The organism is Flavivirga amylovorans (assembly GCF_030540875.1).
In the GTDB taxonomy this organism is placed as follows: Bacteria; Bacteroidota; Bacteroidia; order Flavobacteriales; family Flavobacteriaceae; genus Flavivirga; species Flavivirga amylovorans.
The window spans coordinates 393,517-413,665 of record NZ_JAUOEM010000001.1; the positions used below are offsets into that span (position 1 = coordinate 393,517).

General features: G+C 31.3%; 25 protein-coding genes. 8 read left to right on the forward strand and 17 right to left on the reverse strand.

Annotated elements, in window-relative coordinates:
- The first annotated feature begins 26 nt into the window (after positions 1-26).
- Positions 27-713, forward strand: a complete 687-nt coding sequence (gene aqpZ, locus Q4Q39_RS01615; protein WP_303280615.1) for an aquaporin Z — start codon at positions 27-29, stop codon at positions 711-713.
- Between the two features lie 67 nt (positions 714-780).
- Here the strand turns inward: aqpZ and Q4Q39_RS01620 are convergent, their stop codons facing one another.
- Genes Q4Q39_RS01620 through Q4Q39_RS01635 form a run of 4 tightly spaced genes read right to left on the reverse strand, consistent with a single transcriptional unit; the run spans position 781 to position 4,385 of the window.
- Positions 781-1,569, reverse strand: coding sequence for an anti-sigma factor (locus tag Q4Q39_RS01620; protein ID WP_303280616.1), 789 nt, complete (start codon positions 1,567-1,569; stop codon positions 781-783).
- Between the two features lie 12 nt (positions 1,570-1,581).
- Positions 1,582-2,133 (reverse strand): RNA polymerase sigma factor, encoded by a 552-nt coding sequence (locus Q4Q39_RS01625; RefSeq protein ID WP_425555713.1) that lies wholly within the window; start codon positions 2,131-2,133, stop codon positions 1,582-1,584.
- Positions 2,134-2,181: 48 nt separating this feature from the next.
- The gene (gene murB, locus Q4Q39_RS01630; RefSeq protein WP_303280617.1) at positions 2,182-3,195 is read right to left on the reverse strand and encodes a UDP-N-acetylmuramate dehydrogenase; all 1,014 of its coding nucleotides are present in this window, start codon (positions 3,193-3,195) and stop codon (positions 2,182-2,184) included.
- Positions 3,195-4,385 (reverse strand): pyridoxal phosphate-dependent aminotransferase, encoded by a 1,191-nt coding sequence (locus Q4Q39_RS01635; RefSeq protein WP_303280618.1) that lies wholly within the window; start codon positions 4,383-4,385, stop codon positions 3,195-3,197. Before Q4Q39_RS01635 ends, murB begins: the two co-directional genes overlap by 1 nt.
- A gap of 103 nt (positions 4,386-4,488) precedes the next feature.
- Here Q4Q39_RS01635 and Q4Q39_RS01640 point away from each other — a divergent pair, with 103 nt between their 5' ends.
- Positions 4,489-5,847, forward strand: a complete 1,359-nt coding sequence (locus Q4Q39_RS01640; protein WP_303280619.1) for a PDZ domain-containing protein — start codon at positions 4,489-4,491, stop codon at positions 5,845-5,847.
- Positions 5,848-6,068: 221 nt separating this feature from the next.
- On the opposite strand, the gene Q4Q39_RS01645 is transcribed toward Q4Q39_RS01640, so the two are convergent.
- Positions 6,069-6,494, reverse strand: coding sequence for a DUF1573 domain-containing protein (locus Q4Q39_RS01645; RefSeq protein ID WP_303280620.1), 426 nt, complete (start codon positions 6,492-6,494; stop codon positions 6,069-6,071).
- 414 nt (positions 6,495-6,908) lie between these two features.
- On the opposite strand from Q4Q39_RS01645, the gene Q4Q39_RS01650 reads away from it, so the two are divergent.
- On the forward strand, positions 6,909-9,545 hold the full coding sequence (locus Q4Q39_RS01650) for a valine--tRNA ligase (protein WP_303280621.1): 2,637 nt from the start codon (positions 6,909-6,911) through the stop codon (positions 9,543-9,545).
- A gap of 34 nt (positions 9,546-9,579) precedes the next feature.
- On the opposite strand, the gene Q4Q39_RS01655 is transcribed toward Q4Q39_RS01650, so the two are convergent.
- Genes Q4Q39_RS01655 through Q4Q39_RS01675 form a run of 5 tightly spaced genes read right to left on the reverse strand, consistent with a single transcriptional unit; the run spans position 9,580 to position 13,702 of the window.
- A complete protein-coding gene (locus tag Q4Q39_RS01655; protein ID WP_345075988.1) occupies positions 9,580-10,026 on the reverse strand; it encodes a DUF192 domain-containing protein in 447 nt (148 codons plus the stop codon).
- A gap of 49 nt (positions 10,027-10,075) precedes the next feature.
- Complete coding sequence (lgt, locus tag Q4Q39_RS01660) at positions 10,076-11,005, reverse strand: prolipoprotein diacylglyceryl transferase (RefSeq protein ID WP_303280623.1); 930 nt, start codon at positions 11,003-11,005, stop codon at positions 10,076-10,078.
- A gap of 12 nt (positions 11,006-11,017) precedes the next feature.
- Positions 11,018-12,145, reverse strand: a complete 1,128-nt coding sequence (locus tag Q4Q39_RS01665) for a peptidylprolyl isomerase (RefSeq protein ID WP_303280624.1) — start codon at positions 12,143-12,145, stop codon at positions 11,018-11,020.
- Positions 12,146-12,147: 2 nt separating this feature from the next.
- Entirely contained in the window at positions 12,148-12,690 is a 543-nt protein-coding gene (gene gldI / locus Q4Q39_RS01670) for a gliding motility-associated peptidyl-prolyl isomerase GldI (protein ID WP_303281299.1), read from the reverse strand.
- On the reverse strand, positions 12,683-13,702 hold the full coding sequence (locus Q4Q39_RS01675; RefSeq protein ID WP_303280625.1) for a DHH family phosphoesterase: 1,020 nt from the start codon (positions 13,700-13,702) through the stop codon (positions 12,683-12,685). The genes gldI and Q4Q39_RS01675 overlap by 8 nt, the downstream gene beginning before the upstream one ends.
- Before the next feature lie 213 nt (positions 13,703-13,915).
- Between Q4Q39_RS01675 and Q4Q39_RS01680 the strand changes: the two genes are divergently transcribed.
- Positions 13,916-14,335, forward strand: coding sequence for a nucleoside-diphosphate kinase (locus Q4Q39_RS01680; RefSeq protein ID WP_303280626.1), 420 nt, complete (start codon positions 13,916-13,918; stop codon positions 14,333-14,335).
- Here Q4Q39_RS01680 and Q4Q39_RS01685 read toward each other — a convergent pair.
- The 7 genes from Q4Q39_RS01685 to recF form a co-directional block, all read right to left on the reverse strand.
- Positions 14,332-14,625 (reverse strand): hypothetical protein, encoded by a 294-nt coding sequence (locus Q4Q39_RS01685; protein WP_303280627.1) that lies wholly within the window; start codon positions 14,623-14,625, stop codon positions 14,332-14,334. The genes Q4Q39_RS01680 and Q4Q39_RS01685 overlap by 4 nt on opposite strands.
- 51 nt (positions 14,626-14,676) lie before the next feature.
- Complete coding sequence (locus tag Q4Q39_RS01690) at positions 14,677-14,997, reverse strand: hypothetical protein (RefSeq protein ID WP_303280628.1); 321 nt, start codon at positions 14,995-14,997, stop codon at positions 14,677-14,679.
- Between the two features lie 166 nt (positions 14,998-15,163).
- Positions 15,164-15,355, reverse strand: a complete 192-nt coding sequence (locus Q4Q39_RS01695) for a cold-shock protein (protein WP_072402704.1) — start codon at positions 15,353-15,355, stop codon at positions 15,164-15,166.
- A gap of 127 nt (positions 15,356-15,482) precedes the next feature.
- The gene (locus tag Q4Q39_RS01700) at positions 15,483-15,674 is read right to left on the reverse strand and encodes a cold-shock protein (protein ID WP_042242688.1); all 192 of its coding nucleotides are present in this window, start codon (positions 15,672-15,674) and stop codon (positions 15,483-15,485) included.
- A 97-nt stretch (positions 15,675-15,771) separates the two neighbouring features.
- Positions 15,772-16,068: a DciA family protein gene (locus Q4Q39_RS01705; protein ID WP_303280629.1), complete on the reverse strand. Its 297-nt coding sequence runs from the start codon at positions 16,066-16,068 to the stop codon at positions 15,772-15,774.
- A gap of 34 nt (positions 16,069-16,102) precedes the next feature.
- Complete coding sequence (locus tag Q4Q39_RS01710; protein WP_303280630.1) at positions 16,103-16,783, reverse strand: mutarotase; 681 nt, start codon at positions 16,781-16,783, stop codon at positions 16,103-16,105.
- 15 nt (positions 16,784-16,798) lie between these two features.
- Positions 16,799-17,878, reverse strand: coding sequence for a DNA replication/repair protein RecF (gene recF, locus Q4Q39_RS01715; protein WP_303280631.1), 1,080 nt, complete (start codon positions 17,876-17,878; stop codon positions 16,799-16,801).
- A gap of 303 nt (positions 17,879-18,181) precedes the next feature.
- On the opposite strand from recF, the gene Q4Q39_RS01720 reads away from it, so the two are divergent.
- The 4 genes from Q4Q39_RS01720 to Q4Q39_RS01735 all read left to right on the forward strand — a co-directional run bounded on the left by Q4Q39_RS01720 (position 18,182) and on the right by Q4Q39_RS01735 (position 20,148).
- The gene (locus Q4Q39_RS01720; protein WP_303280632.1) at positions 18,182-18,952 is read left to right on the forward strand and encodes a tetratricopeptide repeat protein; all 771 of its coding nucleotides are present in this window, start codon (positions 18,182-18,184) and stop codon (positions 18,950-18,952) included.
- A 1-nt stretch (position 18,953) separates the two neighbouring features.
- Positions 18,954-19,439, forward strand: coding sequence for a 6,7-dimethyl-8-ribityllumazine synthase (ribH, locus tag Q4Q39_RS01725; RefSeq protein ID WP_303280633.1), 486 nt, complete (start codon positions 18,954-18,956; stop codon positions 19,437-19,439).
- Positions 19,440-19,608: 169 nt separating this feature from the next.
- Complete coding sequence (locus tag Q4Q39_RS01730) at positions 19,609-19,842, forward strand: hypothetical protein (RefSeq protein ID WP_303280634.1); 234 nt, start codon at positions 19,609-19,611, stop codon at positions 19,840-19,842.
- Between the two features lie 18 nt (positions 19,843-19,860).
- Complete coding sequence (locus Q4Q39_RS01735) at positions 19,861-20,148, forward strand: riboflavin synthase subunit beta (protein ID WP_303280635.1); 288 nt, start codon at positions 19,861-19,863, stop codon at positions 20,146-20,148.
- The last annotated feature ends 1 nt before the right edge of the window (position 20,149 follow it).

Sequence of the window (20,149 nt, forward strand, 5' to 3'; positions counted from 1 at the left end):
AATACTAACTAATTAAATCAATATTTATGAAAAAATTATTTGCAGAATTTTTTGGAACATTTTGGCTCGTTTTTGGAGGCTGTGGGAGTGCTGTCTTTGCAGCAGGTTACCCAGAATTAGGAATTGGTTTTGTAGGCGTAGCTCTAGCATTTGGACTTACTGTATTGACTATGGCTTATGCTGTTGGACATATATCTGGCGGGCATTTTAATCCTGCAGTGTCTCTTGGTTTATGGGCAGGTGGGAAGTTTGCCGCTAAAGATCTACTCGGCTACATTGTAGCTCAATTAATAGGGGCTGTGGTTGCTGCAGGAGCATTGTATTTAATAGTAACAAACAAATCGGATTTCATTACTGTTGGAGGTTTTGCAGCCAATGGTTATGGTGACTTATCGCCTGATGGCTATTCTATGACAGCAGCATTAATAACAGAGTTTTTATTAACGGCTTTTTTCTTATTGATAATTTTAGGAAGTACAAACCATAGAGCGCCCAAAGGGTTTGCACCTATAGCTATTGGATTAGGTTTAACTTTAATACATTTAATAAGTATACCGATAACAAATACTTCGGTTAACCCAGCACGCTCTACAAGTCAGGCATTATTTGCAGAAGGCGCTTTTACATCACAACTTTGGTTGTTTTGGGTAGCACCAATTGCAGGGGCTATAGTTGCGGGTTTCTTACATAAAGCATTGTTTGAAAAAGAATAATTACAGATAGCAAAAGCCTTGTTTTAATTATTAAAACAAGGCTTTAATTGTGTTTGTTATATTATTTTTATTGTAAGCTAATCGCTGCAACAGTATTTTCCATAGAAGCAATTGTATTTCCTCCTTTGGGTTCTATAGTAATATTTAATGCAAGTGCATTTTCAGCATAAGGTATAGACATAAGTTGTCTGTCTGCCTCACTTAATATTCCTAAACTTACCATCTGACCTTGTAAATCAGCCCATATTTGGTAACACTGCTCTTCAGGTAATTGAGGTAACGAAACCACATCGATCATTGATGTTTTTTCTTTTGGGTTTATGTAAGCAACTGTTTTTAAATTTTTTGCTCTTTCATTCCCTTTGATGATATATTTTTCAGTCTCTGGATTGTTAAGCTTTAATAATTGTCTCATAACATTATCAAGCATCAGATTATTTTTTGCTATATCACTTCGCAAATCAAAAATTTCATCAACCACAATTTGGTTTTCTTGAGATAATTTTCGTTTTTGAGAATAGAAATGATAAGAGGTGCCAGCAAAAACAAAGGCTACTATACTAGCAGCTACCGCAAATTTATACCATGATTTGTATTTCTTTTGCGCATTTAAACTAACAACAGGTTTTTCATCAAGCTCTTCTAAAATATTATTTAAAATGCTTTTCGGTGCTTCAACAGCATTACTTTTAGCAACAATTTCTAAATTGTATTGCAATGTGTTGTATGCGTTCTGTACTTCTGGGTATTTTGAAATATAAGACTCAACTTTTTCTGTTTGAGCAGAAGAAGTTTCACCTAGTAGATATTTTTCTAATAGGCCAGAATTTAAAAAAGTAGTTATTTTCTCATTCATGACGTTACTTAGTTAAGGATTATAAATTTTTTTCAATTCACGTAATCCGATTTTTAATCTCGATTTTATAGTTCCCAGCGGAATATCTAATTCATCACTGGCTTCTTGTTGTGTCATACCCTCAAAAAAGAGTGCATTAATCACTATTTGATATTTTTTATCAAGCGTATTTAGATGGGTTCTTATGTCTAAAACATCTTGATTTAATTCATTCGATGTTATTTTATATACGGGTGAAGTCTCTATTTGGACTTCTTTACCGCTTTTATTTTTTAGAGACCTAACTTTGTCGATAGCAGTATTGTAAGCAATTCTATATAGCCAAGTAAATAATTTAGCTTTGTTAGAATCATATTTTTTTGCATACCTCCATATTTTTACGAAACTTTCCTGTAGTACATCTTGCGCAGTATCATCATCCGATATTATTTTTTTTATAACACCGAACAGTGAGTCTGAGTAGCTTTCGTAAAGTAGGGTAATGGCTCTTTTATCGCCATTTTCAAGGAAGTTAATTATTTCTTTTTCTGTAGATGAAATCAAGGTTAATTTGGTTTTAACCATAAATTAATATGGCGAGTAATTCTGCCAAAGTTAGAAATTTCTTTTTGATTACAATATATTTACTTCAGCTTCAATAGAAATATCAAAAAGTCTCTTAACCGTTTTTTGTATTAATTTTGAAAGGTCTAAAATGTCTGATCCCTTTGCATTTCCATAGTTAACAAGTACAAGAGCTTGTTTTTTATGCACGCCATAATTACCAAACTGTTTGCCTTTAAAACCTGCTTTTTCAATAAGCCAACCCGCAGGAACCTTGACTTCGCTTTCTGAAATAGGGTAACTTGGAATGTCTGAGAAATTTTGTGACAATTTATCGAAATTCGATTTTGAAATCACTGGATTTTTGAAAAAACTACCGCTATTTCCAATTTCTTTAGGGTTTGGTAATTTACTTTCTCTAATAGCAATTACTGCCTTTGAAACCTCTTGAATGGTTGGTTTCGTAACATGCATTGTTTCTAGTTGAGAAGCAATAGCCCCATAATTTATATGGAGTTTATGGTTCTTTTTACTAAGAATGAATGTAACGCTGGTTATAATATATTTTCCTTTAGCATGTTGCTTAAAAATGGAATTTCTATAACCAAAATCGCAGTCCGTTTTTGTAAACGTTTCTATCGTTTTAGTTTCTAAAGATAATGCCTCGCATGATACAAAAGTGTCTTTTAATTCAACACCATAAGCTCCAATATTCTGGATGGGGGCAGTACCGACATTCCCAGGGATTAGAGATAAATTTTCAATACCACCAAAATCATTACTTATACACCAAAGTACAAACTCGTGCCAATTCTCACCTGCACAAGCTTTAATCGTTACAAAATCATCATTTTCAGAAATAATTTCAATGCCTTTTAGATTGATGTGAATAACAAGGCCTTTAAAATCTTTGGTAAGCAACATATTACTGCCCCCACCTAAAATAAGTTTGTTAGGATACTCTTTAAGAGCCAAAACTTGTTTTAATTCGTCAATATTAGAAACAGAAATAAAAAAACTAGCCAAGACGTCAATACCGAAAGTATTGTATGGTTTTAAAGATATGTTCTCTTTTATATGCACTAATTATTATAAGCTTTTAAAGCTTCTTTTAAAATATTAACAGCTTTTATTAGGCTTTCTTTTTTAAGTACGTAAGCAATGCGTATTTGGTTTAGGCCAACTCCAGGTGTGGAGTAAAAACCACCAGCAGGAGCAACCATAATAGTTTCTCCATTAACATCGAAATATTCTAAAATCCACTGGGCAAAATCATCAGAATTTTTTACAGGGAGTTCTACAATACAATAAAAAGCACCTTTTGGTTTTGCTACTCTAACACCATCTATTTTTTGTAATTCAGAAATCAAAGTATTTCTTCTTTCTACATATTCTTCAATAACATCATCAAAATAGCTTTGTGGTGTTTCAAGTGCAGCTTCACTAGCGATTTGTGCTAGTGTTGGAGGACTTAAACGAGCTTGAGCAAATTTTAAAACTGTTTGTATAAGTGTTTTGTTTTTAGATACTAGACATCCAACTCTTGCTCCACACATGCTATATCTCTTAGAAACAGAATCAATCATAATGGCATGATCTTCGAGTCCTGTTTCTTGCATAATAGAATAATGTGTGTTTCCGTCGTATGCGAATTCTCTGTAAACTTCGTCAGCAATTAAAAATAAATCGTGTTTTTTAACAATAGCTGCTAGTTTTTGTATTTCTTCTTTAGAATATAGATAACCAGTAGGGTTTCCTGGGTTACAAATTAAAATAGCCTTGGTTTTAGGCGTAATTAATTTTTCAAATTCCTCGATAGGAGGTAAGGCGAAATTATTTTCAATCTTAGAAATTACTGGTACTACTTTTACTCCAGAAGCTGTCGAAAATCCATTGTAATTAGCATAAAATGGCTCAGGGATAATAATTTCATCATCGATATCCATAATACTGCCAAAAGCAAAAAGAAGTGCTTCGCTACCACCAGTTGTTACTACAATATCATTATGAGTAACATCAATATTGTGTTTAGAATAATACTTCGAAATTTTTTGTCTATATAATTCAGATCCTTCAGATCTTGAATATGCTATGATGTCTATATTACTGTTCTTTACTGCTTGTAGAGCAATTTCAGGAGTTTTAATATCTGGTTGTCCAATATTTAAATAATAAATACTTTTCCCCTTTTTTACAGCTTCTTCAGCATAAGGAACTAATTTACGTATGGGAGATGCAGGCATTAGCTGCCCTTTTTTTGATATTGTTGGCATTGATGATATATTATGCTGCAAAGTTGAGAAAATTATCTTAAAGTTTTTTTAAAAAACTAGACTAAATAATCAAGTTAATCTAAAAGATTCGTAAATTCATTTTATGAAAATTGCATTCTTCTCAATCAAAAAGCCAATAAATCTGATTTTAATAATTTTTTGCTTTACTAACCTTAGTTTTTCCCAAAACAAATTTACTATTGAAAATAAAAAGCAATCAGATAAAATTAACTTCAAATTAATAAATAATTTAATTATTATTCCTGTTGAAGTTAATGGTGTCAACTTATCTTTTTTATTAGACACCGGTGTGAGTAAGCCTATTATTTTTAACTTTTTAAATGTTTCAGACACATTAAAGATAAAAGATACCGAAACTATTTTTTTAAGAGGATTAGGTAACGGTGAATCTGTAGAAGCATTAAAATCTAAGAATAATATTTTTAAAATTGGAGATGCTATTAAGCTAAGCCAAGATTTATATGCTGTTTATGATTCTAATCTCAATTTTGCTCCCAGATTAGGTTTTCCAGTTCATGGTATCATTGGTTTTGATTTATTTAAGGACTTAATAGTTGAAATAAACTATTCTAAAAAGATTTTGAAACTAACGACACCTGAAGCGTATACGTATAAAAAATGTAAAAAATGTGAAAGACTGAATTTGGAGTTTTATAATAATAAACCTTATATAAATGCTCAAGTGATAATGAATAGAGAAATGATTCCTATTAAGTTATTGATAGATTCGGGAGGCAGCGATGCTTTATGGTTGTTTGAGGATGATTCTTTGGGAATTAGGTCTAGTAATAAATTTTTTTATGATTTTCTTGGTCATGGTTTGAGTGGCAGTGTTTATGGTAAAAGGTCTAAAGTTAGAAACTTATTGTTAAAAAGTTTTATGCTTGATAAGGTTAATGTTTCGTTTCCAGATTCAACATACATTTTACATGCAAGAAAACACAAAAACCGTAATGGTAGTCTGTCTGGTAATATTTTAAAACGATTTAATGTTATTTTTGATTATCGAAGAGCCATAATTACGCTAACAAAGAATCGTTATTTTAATGAGAAATTTCAATATAATAAAAGCGGTATTGAGTTATCTCATGATGGTTATAGATTAGTAAGGGAGAAGGATGGTGCCTCTCAGAATAAAGATGACAAATATGGGAATTCTCAAAATCAAGGCACTAAAATTATTATAGATACTAAATATAAATTATCATTAAAACCAGCCTATGTTGTAGTAGAATTAAGAAAAGATTCTCCAGCTGAAAAAGCAGGCTTACTTATAGGAGATGTTATTTTGAGTATAAATAATAAGGATACTTACCAATTTAAGCTACAAGAGTTAATTCATAAGTTTTATGAAGATTCGGGTAAACGTATAAAGTTAAAAGTTGAAAGACATGGTATAATTTTAACTGTTGACTTTAAATTAGAAGATGTTTTTCAATAAAAAAGCCCAAACTATAATAGTAGTTTAGGCTTTTGTTTTCTTTGAACTCATTTAGACTTTTTCAATTTGCTAAAAAATGGCTGTTTTCAGCTCTGTTTTTGTCTTTTTTTCCTTCCGTAGCTCTGCTATGCAACTCAAAAAAGTCTTCAACATAGGCAAAACTTCTAATTTTCGCTTAAATCCTAAAAGTCTAAATGAGTTCTTTATCTAAAGAAAGAGGTTTATTGTTGAACGATACTTTTATCTTTCTTTTCTAAAACACTCTTTTTACTTGAGTCTACTACTAATCCTTTTATTTTTAAAGCAACAGTAGGCGTATCTGCGTTAGAAATAACAGTAATTGTTTTTCTAATAGGATTTACTCTATTTGTATCATATTTAACCTCAATTTGTCCAGTTTTCCCTGGTAAAATTGGATCTTTTGGTTTTTTTGGAATCGTACAACCACAGCTAGATGAAACTTTAGATATTATAAGCGGTGCATCTCCTGTATTTGTAAATTCAAAAACACGCACACCATTTGATCCTTTTTCAACAGTCCCATAATCGATAGTATCCGATTTGAATTCTATTTTAGCTACCTTGTCCTGTGCATTTACAGATAGACTGATTAATCCGATAAATAAAATTGTAAATAATTGTTTCATTTGTCTATTTTTTATTGTTTTATATGTTCAAATGCAGTTTGCATTAAATAAATTTCTATAAATATTAAATGAAGTAGTACTCAATATTGCTACTCCTAATTTCATGTCAAACATACTCACTTTTTCTACAATCTGCAAAAATATTAGACATAATACAGGTATGTTAACATATTCTACAGAGTTAAAAGTACGTACAACTTTTCTTAAATAAGCCAGTTTTTTGTTAAATATTTAATGCCCATCGTTTATACTTTAATATTATAACTTTCATCTGTTATTATTTATTATTTACCGTGAGATGTGATTTACATCTTAAAATCATTAATTATTGATGAAATTAATAGCTATGCTGATTTCACGGAAAAAGAAATATAAGTACTTTTGCAAATCAATATTCAAAAACTATTCCAAAGTATGCAAATACCTTCAAAATACGAGGCGAATCAAGTAGAAAGTAAGTGGTACGATTACTGGATGAAACATAATTATTTTCATTCTGAACCAGATGAAAGAGAACCGTATACTATTGTGATACCTCCACCAAATGTAACTGGGGTCTTGCATATGGGGCATATGCTTAATAACACAATTCAAGATGTATTAATACGTCGTGCACGTTTGCAAGGTAAAAATGCATGTTGGGTACCTGGTACAGATCATGCATCTATAGCGACCGAGGCAAAAGTAGTTGCTAAATTAAAAGAGCAGGGTATTGATAAAAATGACTTGTCTCGTGATGAGTTCTTAAAACATGCATGGGATTGGACGCATGAATATGGAGGTGTTATTTTAGAACAGCTTAAAAAATTAGGATGTTCTTGCGATTGGGAACGAACCAAGTTTACGATGGACGATGATATGAGTGAGGCTGTTATCAAGGTGTTCGTGGATTTATTCAACAAAGGCTTAATTTACCGAGGTTTCCGAATGGTAAACTGGGATCCAGAAGCAAAAACAACCTTATCTGATGAAGAAGTTATTCATGAGGAACGTCAAGGAAACTTATATTACCTTCAATATAAAATTGAAGGAAGTGACGATGCTCTAACGATAGCTACTACACGTCCTGAGACGATTTTTGGAGACACCGCTATTTGTATTAACCCAAATGATGAAAGGTTTGTACACTTACGTGGAAAAAAAGCTATTGTTCCAATATGTAATCGTGTGATTCCTATTATTGAAGATGACTATGTAGATGTTGAATTTGGTACTGGTTGCCTTAAAGTAACGCCAGCACATGATGAGAATGATAAGAATTTAGGAGACAAGCATAAGTTGGAAGTTATTGATATTTTTAATGAAGATGCCTCTTTAAATAGCTTTGGATTACATTTTGAAGGTCAAGATCGTTTTGTAGCCAGAAAAGCTGTTGCTAAAGAATTAGAAGAAACAGGTGTTTTAGTTAAGGTTGAAACGCATATTAATAAATTAGGAACTTCCGAAAGAACAAAAGCTGTTATAGAACCACGTTTAAGCGATCAGTGGTTTCTAAATATGGAAGATTTGGTAAAACCAGCTATTAAAGCGGTTTTAGGAGACGATTCTGAAATTAACTTATTCCCTAAGAAGTTCGAAAACACCTACCGTCATTGGATGGAGAATATTCGAGATTGGAATATTTCACGCCAATTACTTTGGGGACAACAAATTCCAGCATATTTCTATGGCGACGGGAAAGAGGATTTTGTAGTAGCAGAAACAATTGAAAGTGCTTTGGAATTAGCTAGAGTAAAAACGAATAATTCAGAACTAACAACTAACGACTTACGCCAGGATACAGATGCTCTGGATACTTGGTTTAGTTCTTGGTTATGGCCAATGAGTGTTTTTGATGGGATAAGAAACCCTGAAAATGAAGACATAAAATATTACTATCCAACAAACGATTTAGTTACGGGACCAGATATTTTATTCTTTTGGGTAGCACGTATGATTATTGCTGGTTATGAATATAAAGATGAAAAGCCATTTAATAATGTGTACTTAACTGGTTTGGTTCGTGATAAGCAACGACGCAAAATGTCTAAGCAACTTGGTAATTCGCCAGATGCTTTAAAGCTTATTGAAGAATATGGAGCTGGGGGTGTTCGCGTTGGCTTATTGTTAAGTTCGGCAGCAGGAAACGATTTAATGTTTGATGAAGCACTTTGCCAACAAGGAAAAGGTTTCGGAAACAAAATATGGAATGCTTACCGCTTGGTTGATGGATGGAAGGTTGATGACAATATTCAACAACCGGAATCTAGTAAAGTTGCCATAGATTGGTACGAATCTAAATTTCAGAAAGCTTTAATAGAAATTGAAGATCATTTTAGTAAATACAGACTGAGTGACGCTTTGATGACGATCTATAAGCTTATTTTTGATGATTTTTGTGGCTGGTTTTTAGAAATGATTAAACCAGGGTATCAACAGCCTATAGATGCTAAAACATTAAAACGTGTGATTGCTATTTTTGAGGATAATTTAAAAATTGTACACCCTTTTATGCCATTTTTAACTGAGGATATATGGCACTATATATCAGAGAGAACTCCAGATGAAGCTTTAATCGTTGCAAAATGGCCAGAATCTAAACCAATTAATGAAACTTTAATTGATGAGTTTGAATTTGCATCTGAAGTTATTTCGGGTATTAGAAACATTAGAAAACAAAAAAATATAGCTTTTAAAGATGCTATTGGATTTTCGGCAATTAATAATGAAAAAAATAGTACGACATTCGATAGTATTATTTCCAAATTAGGGAATTTAGAAAGTATCGATTATGTTTCTGATGCCGTGGATGGTGCTTTAACTTTTAGAGTGAAGTCCAATGAGTATTTTATACCTATGGCAGGCAGTATTGATCTGGAAGCTGAAATTAAAAAGTTAACAGAAGAGTTAAGTTATACGGAAGGCTTTTTGAAATCTGTACAAAAGAAACTCTCCAATGAACGTTTTGTAGCAGGAGCTCCAGAACAAGTTGTAGCCAGTGAGAAGAAAAAAGAAGCAGATGCCTTGGCTAAAATTGAAACGCTTAAAACAAGTTTATCAAGTTTGCAATAAGCGTTTTGTATATAAATCTGTAGTTGTTGTTTGTTTAGTGTTTTATATAGCTTATGCTGTCACCAACCGAAAGCGACCAGGTATCAACTAAATTAGCATTAATTTCCAGTACATATTTTGCAGGAAAATTAGAAGGTAATGAGCTTTCGTCAAATGGTTTGGCATTTTTCTGAAAGCTCACTATATTGTTGTTTTCGTTTATATAAATTAAATCTAAAGGTATTTTGGTGTTCTTCATGTAAAAGAAACGCTCTTTCACATCTTTAAACACAAATAACATTCCTTGCCTTGTACCCATAGAATTTCTATACATTAACCCAGTTTGAATATCAAAATCTGTATCTGCAATTTCGATATCCAGAGTGACTGCTGTAGAATCAATGGATTTAAAAATAGTAAGCTCGCCTTCTTTTTTAAAAGTAACTTCGGTTTGTTTGATAGTCTTTTTGTTTTCTTTACAAGACGAGAGGTTTGAAAGCAAACCAATCAAAATTATAAAAGTGAATGAAGAGAGACGTTTAAAGAGCATGTTATTTGACAGTTGTTTTGGGTTTATAAACAAACATAAAATATAAGCCAATAAGAATAAACGGAATACTAAGCCATTGTCCTGTATTCAAGTTAGCCCAATTAATATATTCGTCACCTTGAGGCTCTTTTGTGAATTCAACAAAGAAGCGAATGGTCCATAACAAGATTAAAAACAATCCAAAAAGAAAACCGGTTTGTTCTCTTTTTTTAGTTTTTGAATAGAAATACCATAAAATTATAAACACAAAAATATAGCAGAAAGATTCATATAACTGTGCTGGGTGTCTGTAAGGAACCTTTTCTAGTAATTGTGCAAATTGAGGATTATCGGTAACAGCATTATAAGCTTCTTGAACATCTTTAATACCTGTAAGTTGTGTAATTTGGCTCTTGTAATATTGATCTTGAATAAAACGAACTCCGAAATTAGATTCGGTAACTTTTCCAATAATTTCGGAATTTATGAAGTTTCCAATTCTAATAAAAATAGCACCAGAAGCAACCGATATAACAACGCGGTCTAAAACCCATAATAATGATTTGTAGTTGTATTTTTTACGATATAAATACATTCCTATTATGATACCAATTGCGGCGCCATGACTTGCTAATCCTTGAAACCCAGTAAACTCAAAACCGCCTTTGAATTTAAACGGTAGAAAAATGCTAAAAAAGTCTTGAGATATTAATTCCGATTGATAAAACAAAACATGCCCTAAACGTGCGCCTAGCATGGTCGCTAATACAGTATAAATAAACAAAGGATCCAAATAATCTAAAGATATTTTTTCTTTAGTAAAAATGCGCTTCATAATATACCAACCTATTATAAATGCAATGACCCACATGAGACTGTAGAAATGTAATTTGAAATTTCCAACAATGTCGATTCCAGTTACAGGGTTCCAATCAAATTTTAATGCATGCATACGTTTTGTTTTTTACTTTAAAAGTTCTATGATTTCGACTTCAAAAATGATATTAGACTTTCCAGGGATTCCTCTGGTTCCAGCTTCTCCATAAGCTAAATGATATGGAATGAATAATGTTGCTTTATCTCCAACACTTAATTGTTGTAAGCCTTCTTTAAAACCAGGAATCATACTAGCATCAGGACCAATACCAGCAGTAATTGGTTGGTATTTGTTTGCAGCTTTACGTTTTTCATTTACAACATCAAGCGCTTCAGCAATTTCTAATTTACTAGTTTGAAGTAGTTTCCCGTTTTCAAAATATACTGCGTAGTGTGTAAGCACTTCTGCCGTTTCGGGTAATTTTTCTCCAGTACCTTTTTCGGTAATAATATATTGTAATCCTGAAGACAGCATAATAGTTTCGGCTTTTTGTTTTTCAAATTTTTCTTTGGTAGCTTTTAAAATCGCTGCTTTTTTTGCTTTCTTTTCTTTTTCTTTACGTTCAGCTTCAGCAAAATGATTATTAAATGTGTTTGGAGCATCAAAAGATTTAGCTTCTTTTCCTTTTCTAATAATGTTTAGTTCTTTAATAACTACATCTTCTATTGGTTTATCTCCAGAAGCAGTTTTTACGTTAGAAATACTGTCTTGAATATTTATTCCAATAACTAACTCGCCAAAAATATTGTATCCATTATCTAAATGAGGCTTTGGTATTTCAGTAATAAAGAATTGACTTCCATTTGTATTACGTCCAGAGTTTGCCATAGATAAGATACCAGGTTTGTCATGTTTTAAATCTGGATGAAACTCATCCGTAAATTTATAGCCAGGACTTCCCGAACCTGTTCCTGTAGGGTCACCTCCTTGAATCATAAATTCATTAATAACACGATGAAAAATAAGTCCGTTGTAGAATTTTTTTCCTTTATAAGCATCGTCTACCATTGTATTTGTGCCTTCTGCTAATGAGACGAAATTTGCAACAGTTATGGGAGCTTTTTCATGCTCTAATTTTGCAACCATAACACCTTTAGTAGTAATAAATTCAGCATATAATCCATCTTCAAGATCTGGGTATTGCGCTTTACATGAAACTAATGCTATTAAAGATGCGATTGATAAAATTTTGATAGAATTTTTTAAAAGAGTCATTATTAATTAGTTTGATTTTGGGTAATTGAATTCACTGTAACTTCACAAATTATGGGTGTATTACTGCCTATTTTATTTTCATCTCCGTAATAACCATATGCTTTTTGCGAGGGAAAGATAAAGGTAGCGGTTTCGCCAGTTTTCATTAGTTTTAAACCTTCGCGTAAACCCGTAAATAATTCTTCTTTATCCATAGCGTAGGTTCGTGTTTTAATATCTTCTTTTGAATAAATTAAACTACCATTTAATGCTTTTACATTATAGTTGTAGTTTATAATATCTCCAAACAACGGTGTGTTTAAAGTATCTATTTCTATTTTGTTGTTGTAATAGTACCAGAAGCCATTTTCTGAAGTTATATAATTGTTATCTTGCTTTTTCATGATTTTTTCTATGAAAACCTGCTCTTGAGCAAAAAGTCTTTTATTGCGCTCAACAGAGGCATCTATAAAAGAACCTGTTTTTACAGAAACAGGACGCCTTGCTTCAGGTGTTTTGCAGTTTATTGCCAGTAAGACAATGGCTAATATTAGTAATTTATTCATCATTTAGGGCTTTATTATAACTAGGCAATATACTAATAAATTTAGCAACTGTGTCCTCCATTGATAAATGGCTTTTCCCTCCTGCGGCATTGGTATGACCACCACCGCTAAAATGTGCTCTAGATAATTCATTAACAGAGAAGTTCCCTTTTGATCGCAATGATATTTTTATAATACCTTCTTGTTTATCTTCAATAAAAATAGCAGCGAGTACTGTGTCTTTTAAAGATAAAGCATAGTTTACAACACCTTCAGTATCCCCTTTTTTATAATCGTATCTATATAATTCTTCCTGAGAAAGCGTTATGTAAGCTGTTTTTGATTCAGGAATGACCTTTAGGTTGCTTAACGCACACCCTAGGAGTTGCAAGCGCTCGTAGCTATTAGTATCGTAAATATTGTTATGGATTTCGGTATTGTTTGCTCCTTTTTCGATAAGTTGTGCGACTATTTGATGTGTTTTGCTGGTTGTAGATAAAAATCTAAATGAGCCAGTATCTGTCATGATACCAACATATAAACAGGTAGAAATATTGGTGTCGATTAAGCTTGTGTCTCCTAACATATCAATAAAATGATATACCATTTCGCAAGTAGAACTCATTGTAACATCACTAAACATATAAGTAGCATAATCATCTGGTGCTTGATGATGATCAATCATAATCTTTAAAGCCTTACTTTTAGTTAACACAGATTCCATACTGCCAGTTCTATGAAACGCATTAAAATCTAAGGTAAATATAATATCAGCTTCTTCAATTAATGTATCACATTTTTTAGTTTGAGAATCGTGTTTCAAAATAGTATCGTTCCCTGGAATCCATTTTAAGAAAGTAGGGTAGTCATTGGGTACCAAAACATTTACTTGATGATTACCTTTTAGAAGGTAGTGGTAGAGTCCAAGGGTTGAGCCAATAGCATCTCCATCCGGGTTTTTATGAGGTACAATTACTATCTTTTTTTTAGAAGATAATAACTGTTTAATACTTGAGATATCTTGTTTGTTCATAGTTGACGAAGATACAATTTTTTTAATCTCAATAAAGCATCAAAAAGTTGTTAAGCAACTTCGCTTTAGTCAAAATTTTAAAAACAGTAAAACATTATATTTAACAATAGTTATAAGATTTAATACGTTTTTAATGCATTATACTGGTTTGTAATTTAATGATTGTTTTTAATTAGAAATGCATTACTTTTGCAGCAAAATTAAAACAATAAGATGGCAACAAATAGAACATTTACAATGTTAAAGCCAGATGCTGTTGAAAAAGGACACATCGGCGCAATACTAGAAAAAATTTCTGCTTCAGGATTTAGAATCGTAGCAATGAAATTAACACAAATGACAAAAACTGATGCAGAAGCATTTTATGCGATACATAACGAACGTCCATTTTTTGGGGAATTAGTTGAATATATGACTCGCGGTCCTATTGTTGCAGCTATTTTAGAAAAAGACAATGCTGTTGATGATTTTAGAACATTAATAGGAGCAACTAACCCAGCTGATGCAGCTGAAGGAACTATTCGTAAACTATACGCAGCTTCTATTGGGGAAAATGCAGTACACGGTAGTGATAGTGATGGCAATGCAGCTATAGAAGGTGCTTTCCATTTTTCTGGTAGAGAGATGTTTTAAATCATTAAGAAATATAAAAACAGAAAACCCACAACTAAATTGTGGGTTTTCTGTTTAAGACATAAATCGTAATCGTTTATTTCTAATTTATTTTTTACAGCTTCTTCTACAATCTTTCCTTCTTCTCTAACGGCCATTTTGTCTGCTTTAATTTGAAGTAATCCATTGTTTTCAGTAATTGTTACAATTCCGTTGTTTAATGCTGGGTATTCACCAATAAAAGAGTCGAGTAAGTTTTTAGGTAATAAAATTTCTTTTTTATCAATGTTGAGGTGATGCTTTATGGTCATAACTCAAAACACGAGTCATTTTCCATACATCTGCGAATTTTGCAACGCCATTTAAGTATTCTGGCTTGTTATTTTTATTAATATAAATACATGATTACCAGTTATAATGGCACCATAATTATTTATTGGATGTATTTCTATACTACTTTCAACAGCTTTGTGTCTTAAATCTCCAATTACTTTTTGAAGCGCATAGGTTTTTCTCTGATATTTTAAAAATGTTTCTGCTCCTTTTGTTAGTCCGTCTTTATCATGGTAAAATTCTAATTCGTCTGATACCTGATTTTTTAAGATATTTAAATTACATGAATTAAGACCTTTCCAAAATATACTATCATGATGTTTGATAATAGCCTCCAAGTCTTGATTCATGTTTATATTGAGACAACTTAACAAACTAAATGGCTACAGAAAATAAAAAATTCTGTAACATAGTTAAAGGATTGTTGTTTTAAAAGTATGTTGCTAAAATTAATTCCATAAAAAAAGTCTATCAAATTAATGACAGACTTTTAATTGTAATTGTTAAAGTATATAATTAGATTACTTTTACGTTTACGGCGTTTAATCCTTTTTTGCCTTCTTGTAGATCGAATTCTACAGCATCACCTTCACGAATTTCATCGATAAGTCCTGAAATGTGTACGAAATGTTCTTTGTTGTTGTCGTCTTCAGTGATAAATCCAAAACCTTTAGAATCATTGAAAAATTTTACGGTACCTTTACTCATTGTTTAAACTATTAAATTAATATATTTCTGTAAAGGTACTGCCAAATAATTTATTAATCACTAAAAATAAAAAAAGTCTATCAAATTGATTGATAGACCCTTAATTGTAATTGTTAAAGTATATTTATTAGATTACTTTTACGTTTACGGCGTTTAATCCTTTTCTACCTTCTTGTAGATCGAATTCTACTGCATCACCTTCACGAATTTCATCGATAAGTCCTGAAATGTGTACGAAATGTTCTTTGTTGTTGTCGTCTTCAACGATGAATCCAAAACCTTTAGAATCATTGAAAAATTTTACGGTACCTTTACTCATTGTATTATGTTATAAAAAATTAAGTCACAAATATACTATAAATAATAATAGCTTTTCAATTTTATATAAAATTTTTGTATAAAGTTTGAAGATGTAATTATCGGAGTACCAGTTTTTTAATGATTTCTTTCCCTAACTCTTCGTTAAGCATGTTAATTATTTTTTGCTTACCATAACTTAATTCTTCCCTAAGTACACTGGAGGTTAACTGTACATAAAGGGTGGCTCGTTCTAAGTTTACCGACGCCGTATAATTATTCACACCATTCCCCATAAGGTTGGCCCAAGCATCTGCAACATTCACTTTGTCTAAGCCTTTTTCTAGTTTGTTAGTTTCTACAAATTCTTTTAAAGCATCACTTATGCTAATATGTTCGTTATTGCGTTTTGCCATTAGATTTCCCCCTGTTTTTTAAGTTATTTGAAATTTAAAAACTAAAGTCAAATAATTTTTTCACATGTTTTTCTTTTTGATACCAATCATTATATACTAATTCAAGGTTTTTGACTTTGAAACTACCAAAATCATAATTCCTAAAGTGTTCAACTGATTTTAAAAACTCAGATTTTTGATTTAATTTTTCACTAAAACGACATACAGTTGAATGGGCTGTTTGTATTGAGTAGCGTTTGTCAATACTTTGCTCTAAGGTAGTGTTTTTAAAGTTTTCTCTTAAATTATTTCGTGTAATATTTAATGATTCATTATTCATAAAACCTTGAACCATTATACATGATGGTGAAGCTGTAATTCCTTTAAATTTAATTTCTAAGTTCGTATTACCATGTAAACTTTTTTGGATCAATGTTATATACTCAGGCATATTAATGCTTTTTAATTGAAAACCATTGTAACATGATATTATTGACATTGCTGTAATATGAATGTCTGAATTTTTATAATAATATTGATTCGGTTCTATTGTTTTGAGTTTATTAAGAAACTCTTGAATTCTGTTTTTAATTTCAACTGGTGGTCTAATGATAAGTGTTATTCCAAATCTTGCATCAATTGGGGAGTCAATTAAACTATCAATTTGATAGTTATCGTTAGAGATTTTCTGAATAGATTCCTTGTAAAGAGCGTTATAATGGTCTTTAAGATTCATTGAAATATATTCTAATTACAATTTGAAAATTTCATAAGATTGATGTACTTGCTTTACAGCCGCTTCTGTACGTTCTGCATGGGTATCGCTTATAAATAGTTGCCCGAAATTTTCATCATCCACTAATTTTATAATTTGAGAAACACGTTGTTCATCTAATTTGTCAAAAATATCATCGAGTAATAAAATAGGATTCACACCACTTTGTGCTTTTATAAAATCAAACTGCGCTAATTTTAAAGCAATTAAAAAGGATTTTTGTTGTCCTTGACTACCAAACTTTTTTATAGGATGTTCTGAAATATTAAAATGAAGGTCATCTTTATGAATACCCACACTAGTGTATTGCAAGGCTTTGTCTTTATTAATTATATTTTTTAAAAGGGTATTTAAATCGTCATCAAATAAATCACTATGATATTTTAAGTCTACCACTTCATTGCCATTGCTTATGGCTTCGTAGCGCGACTTAAAAATGGGAATAAATTCCTTTAAAAAAGCATCTCGCTTTTCAAAAATACGAGTTCCATAGTCTGTTAATTGATTGTTATAAACTTCTAACGTGTCATTATTAAAGGTGTGATTTAGCGCGAAGTATTTTAATAGTGCATTGCGTTGGGCTAGTACTTTATTATAATTAATTAAATGGCTTAAATACGTTTTGTCGCTTTGTGAGATAACACTATCTATAAACTTTCGTCTTGTATCACTCCCTTCAATAATTAAATCTCTATCGGCAGGAGAAATAATTACTAATGGCAAAAAACCAATGTGCTCGCTAAACTTTTCGTAAGCTTTAGCATTGCGCTTAATAACTTTTTTTTTGCCTCGCTTTAAGCTAATAATTATTTTTTCGGTTTTATCATCTTTTTCATAATCACCATTTATAACAAAAAAGTCTTCATCGTGCTTTATATTTTGAGTAGCTACAGGGTTAAAATAGCTTTTTCCGAAGGATAAATGATAAATAGCATCGAGTATATTGGTTTTTCCAATGCCATTATTGCCAACAATGCAATTTATTTTATCGTTGAAAGTAAATGATTTACTGTCAAAATTTTTATAATTGAGTAACGAAAGCGATTTTAAAATCATATAATAAGCGACTTATACTAATTGAATTTTAAGATGTCTTATAAATAGATTGAATTATTTTTTTGATTAATTGAGTTTAAAAATCTAAGCATATCTATAGCTACGGTTTTATTTTTAAATGAAAAGTAAGCAAAAAAGAAACGATTTATATGAGACATCTTAATGTTTAATTGGTATTATTGGCTATTTAGTTGCTAAACTCTTTAAAAAGAAGTGCAAATTATTGAAAAATATCAAATAAATACCCTTTTAGTTATGAAGAAAAATTATATTTTTGCGGCGCATTAATACAGAACAGAAGACATGGCGACTTATAATAAAAGAGGATACAAACCAAAAAATAAAGTAGAGAAAGAACAAAACATTGAAGCTGACTCTACTACAGCAGAGGTTTTTAATACACTTGATGAAACTGCTTCAAAAACAGAGGAATTTGTTCAAAAGAATCAGAAATATATTTTTGTAATTATAGGACTCGTTGCAATAATCGTTTTAGGATTTTTAGGCTATAAAGAATTTATAGCAAAACCTAAGCAGGAATCAGCAATGAACGATATGTTTCAAGCTCAAAAATATTTTGATCAAGCGGTTACTGGTGTTGAAAAAGATTCCTTGTATAATTTAGCTTTAAATGGTGGAGAAGGAAAATTTGGTATGTTAGATATTATAGAAGAGTACAGTGGTACGCCTTCTGCTAATTTAGCGAGCTACTATGCAGGAACAGCTTATTTAAGGCTGAAAGATTATAAAAAAGCAGTAGAGCATTTAGAGAATTTTAAAAGTGATGACGAAATATTAGCACCTATTGCAAAAGGAAATATTGGTGATGCTTTTGTACAGTTAAACCAGACTGAAGAAGCTTTGGGGTATTATGAGCAAGCAGCAGAAATGCGTAATAATGAGTATACAACACCAATGTATTTGTTTAAAGCTGGAGCTATTGCTTTAGATTTAGGAAAAGCTGATAAGGCGTTAACTTACTTTAAAAGAATTAAAGAGGATTATCCTAATTCAACTGAAGCATCTAAAGTAGACGTGTTTATAGGTAAAGCTCAAGTATTGGCAAATAAATAATATGGCTACGATACATAAAAATTTATCCGATTACGATAAAACAACAGTCCCAAACGCGAATAAATTTCGGTTTGGGATTGTTGTTTCTGAGTGGAATGATACTGTGACTGAAGGTCTTTATGAAGGTGCTTACAATACGTTAATAGAACATGGCGTATCTCCAAATAATATCATTAGATGGAATGTTCCAGGCAGCTATGAGCTTATTTATGGTTGTAAAAAAATGCAAGAGCAAATGGTCAATGCTGTTATTGCTATTGGTAGTGTTATACAAGGTGAAACAAAACATTTCGATTTTGTTTGCGAAGCGGTATCACAAGGAATAAAAGACTTGAATGTTATTCGAGAAACTCCAGTAATATTCTGTGTGCTTACAGATAATAATATGCAGCAGGCTATAGAGCGCTCTGGTGGTAAACATGGTAATAAAGGTACCGAAGCTGCTATTGCTGCTATTAAAATGGCAGAACTGCGTAAAAATAGCTAATACAAAATTTAAACTTGCAATTGCAAATCCCCGTATTCACTAAATATAATTAGTGAGTTATTGTTATTTGAATTTTACTGAAAAGGGTGTTTTGTTAACAATTTTTGGCAGTTCAATTTCCGTTTTCTGCCTATTTTTAAGTACTTTTGAATAAAGATCATTATAGATTTTGTTTAAGCAACGTAAAAATAAAACCTTTAAATATAAGCCTAGATTTTCTGAAGAAAATCGAACAGATGTGGGTTTGGATGATAATTTTGATACTAAAGAATTTTCTTCCAAATGGCGGCGACAAAGTGGAAGTAATGTTCATGTTAAAGGAGCCTTGCCCGTAAAAACTTTAATTTTAGTTTTGGTATTATTATTGCTTTGTATGTATTTATTAGAAAAAAAATACATGTAAACTTAAAGCTTAGAAATCATGGGAATTTTAAAATTACGGAAAAACAAAAAGTTTAGTTACACACCTCGTTATTTTGATGATAAAGGGGAAGGGAATCCTTTTGAAATTAAACATAAGTTTGATGAACATAGAACGACCGTTGGTAGTAATAAAGGCTTAAAAACAAAATTCAATAATGCTTTAGATGATTTAAAAAATAATCCAGATAGTAATGTTAACAGACGTGTTTTAATAATTGTTGGCATTCTTGTTTTAGTATTTCTTTTTATCATCGATTTCGATTTATCTATATTCTTTTCAAAGTAAT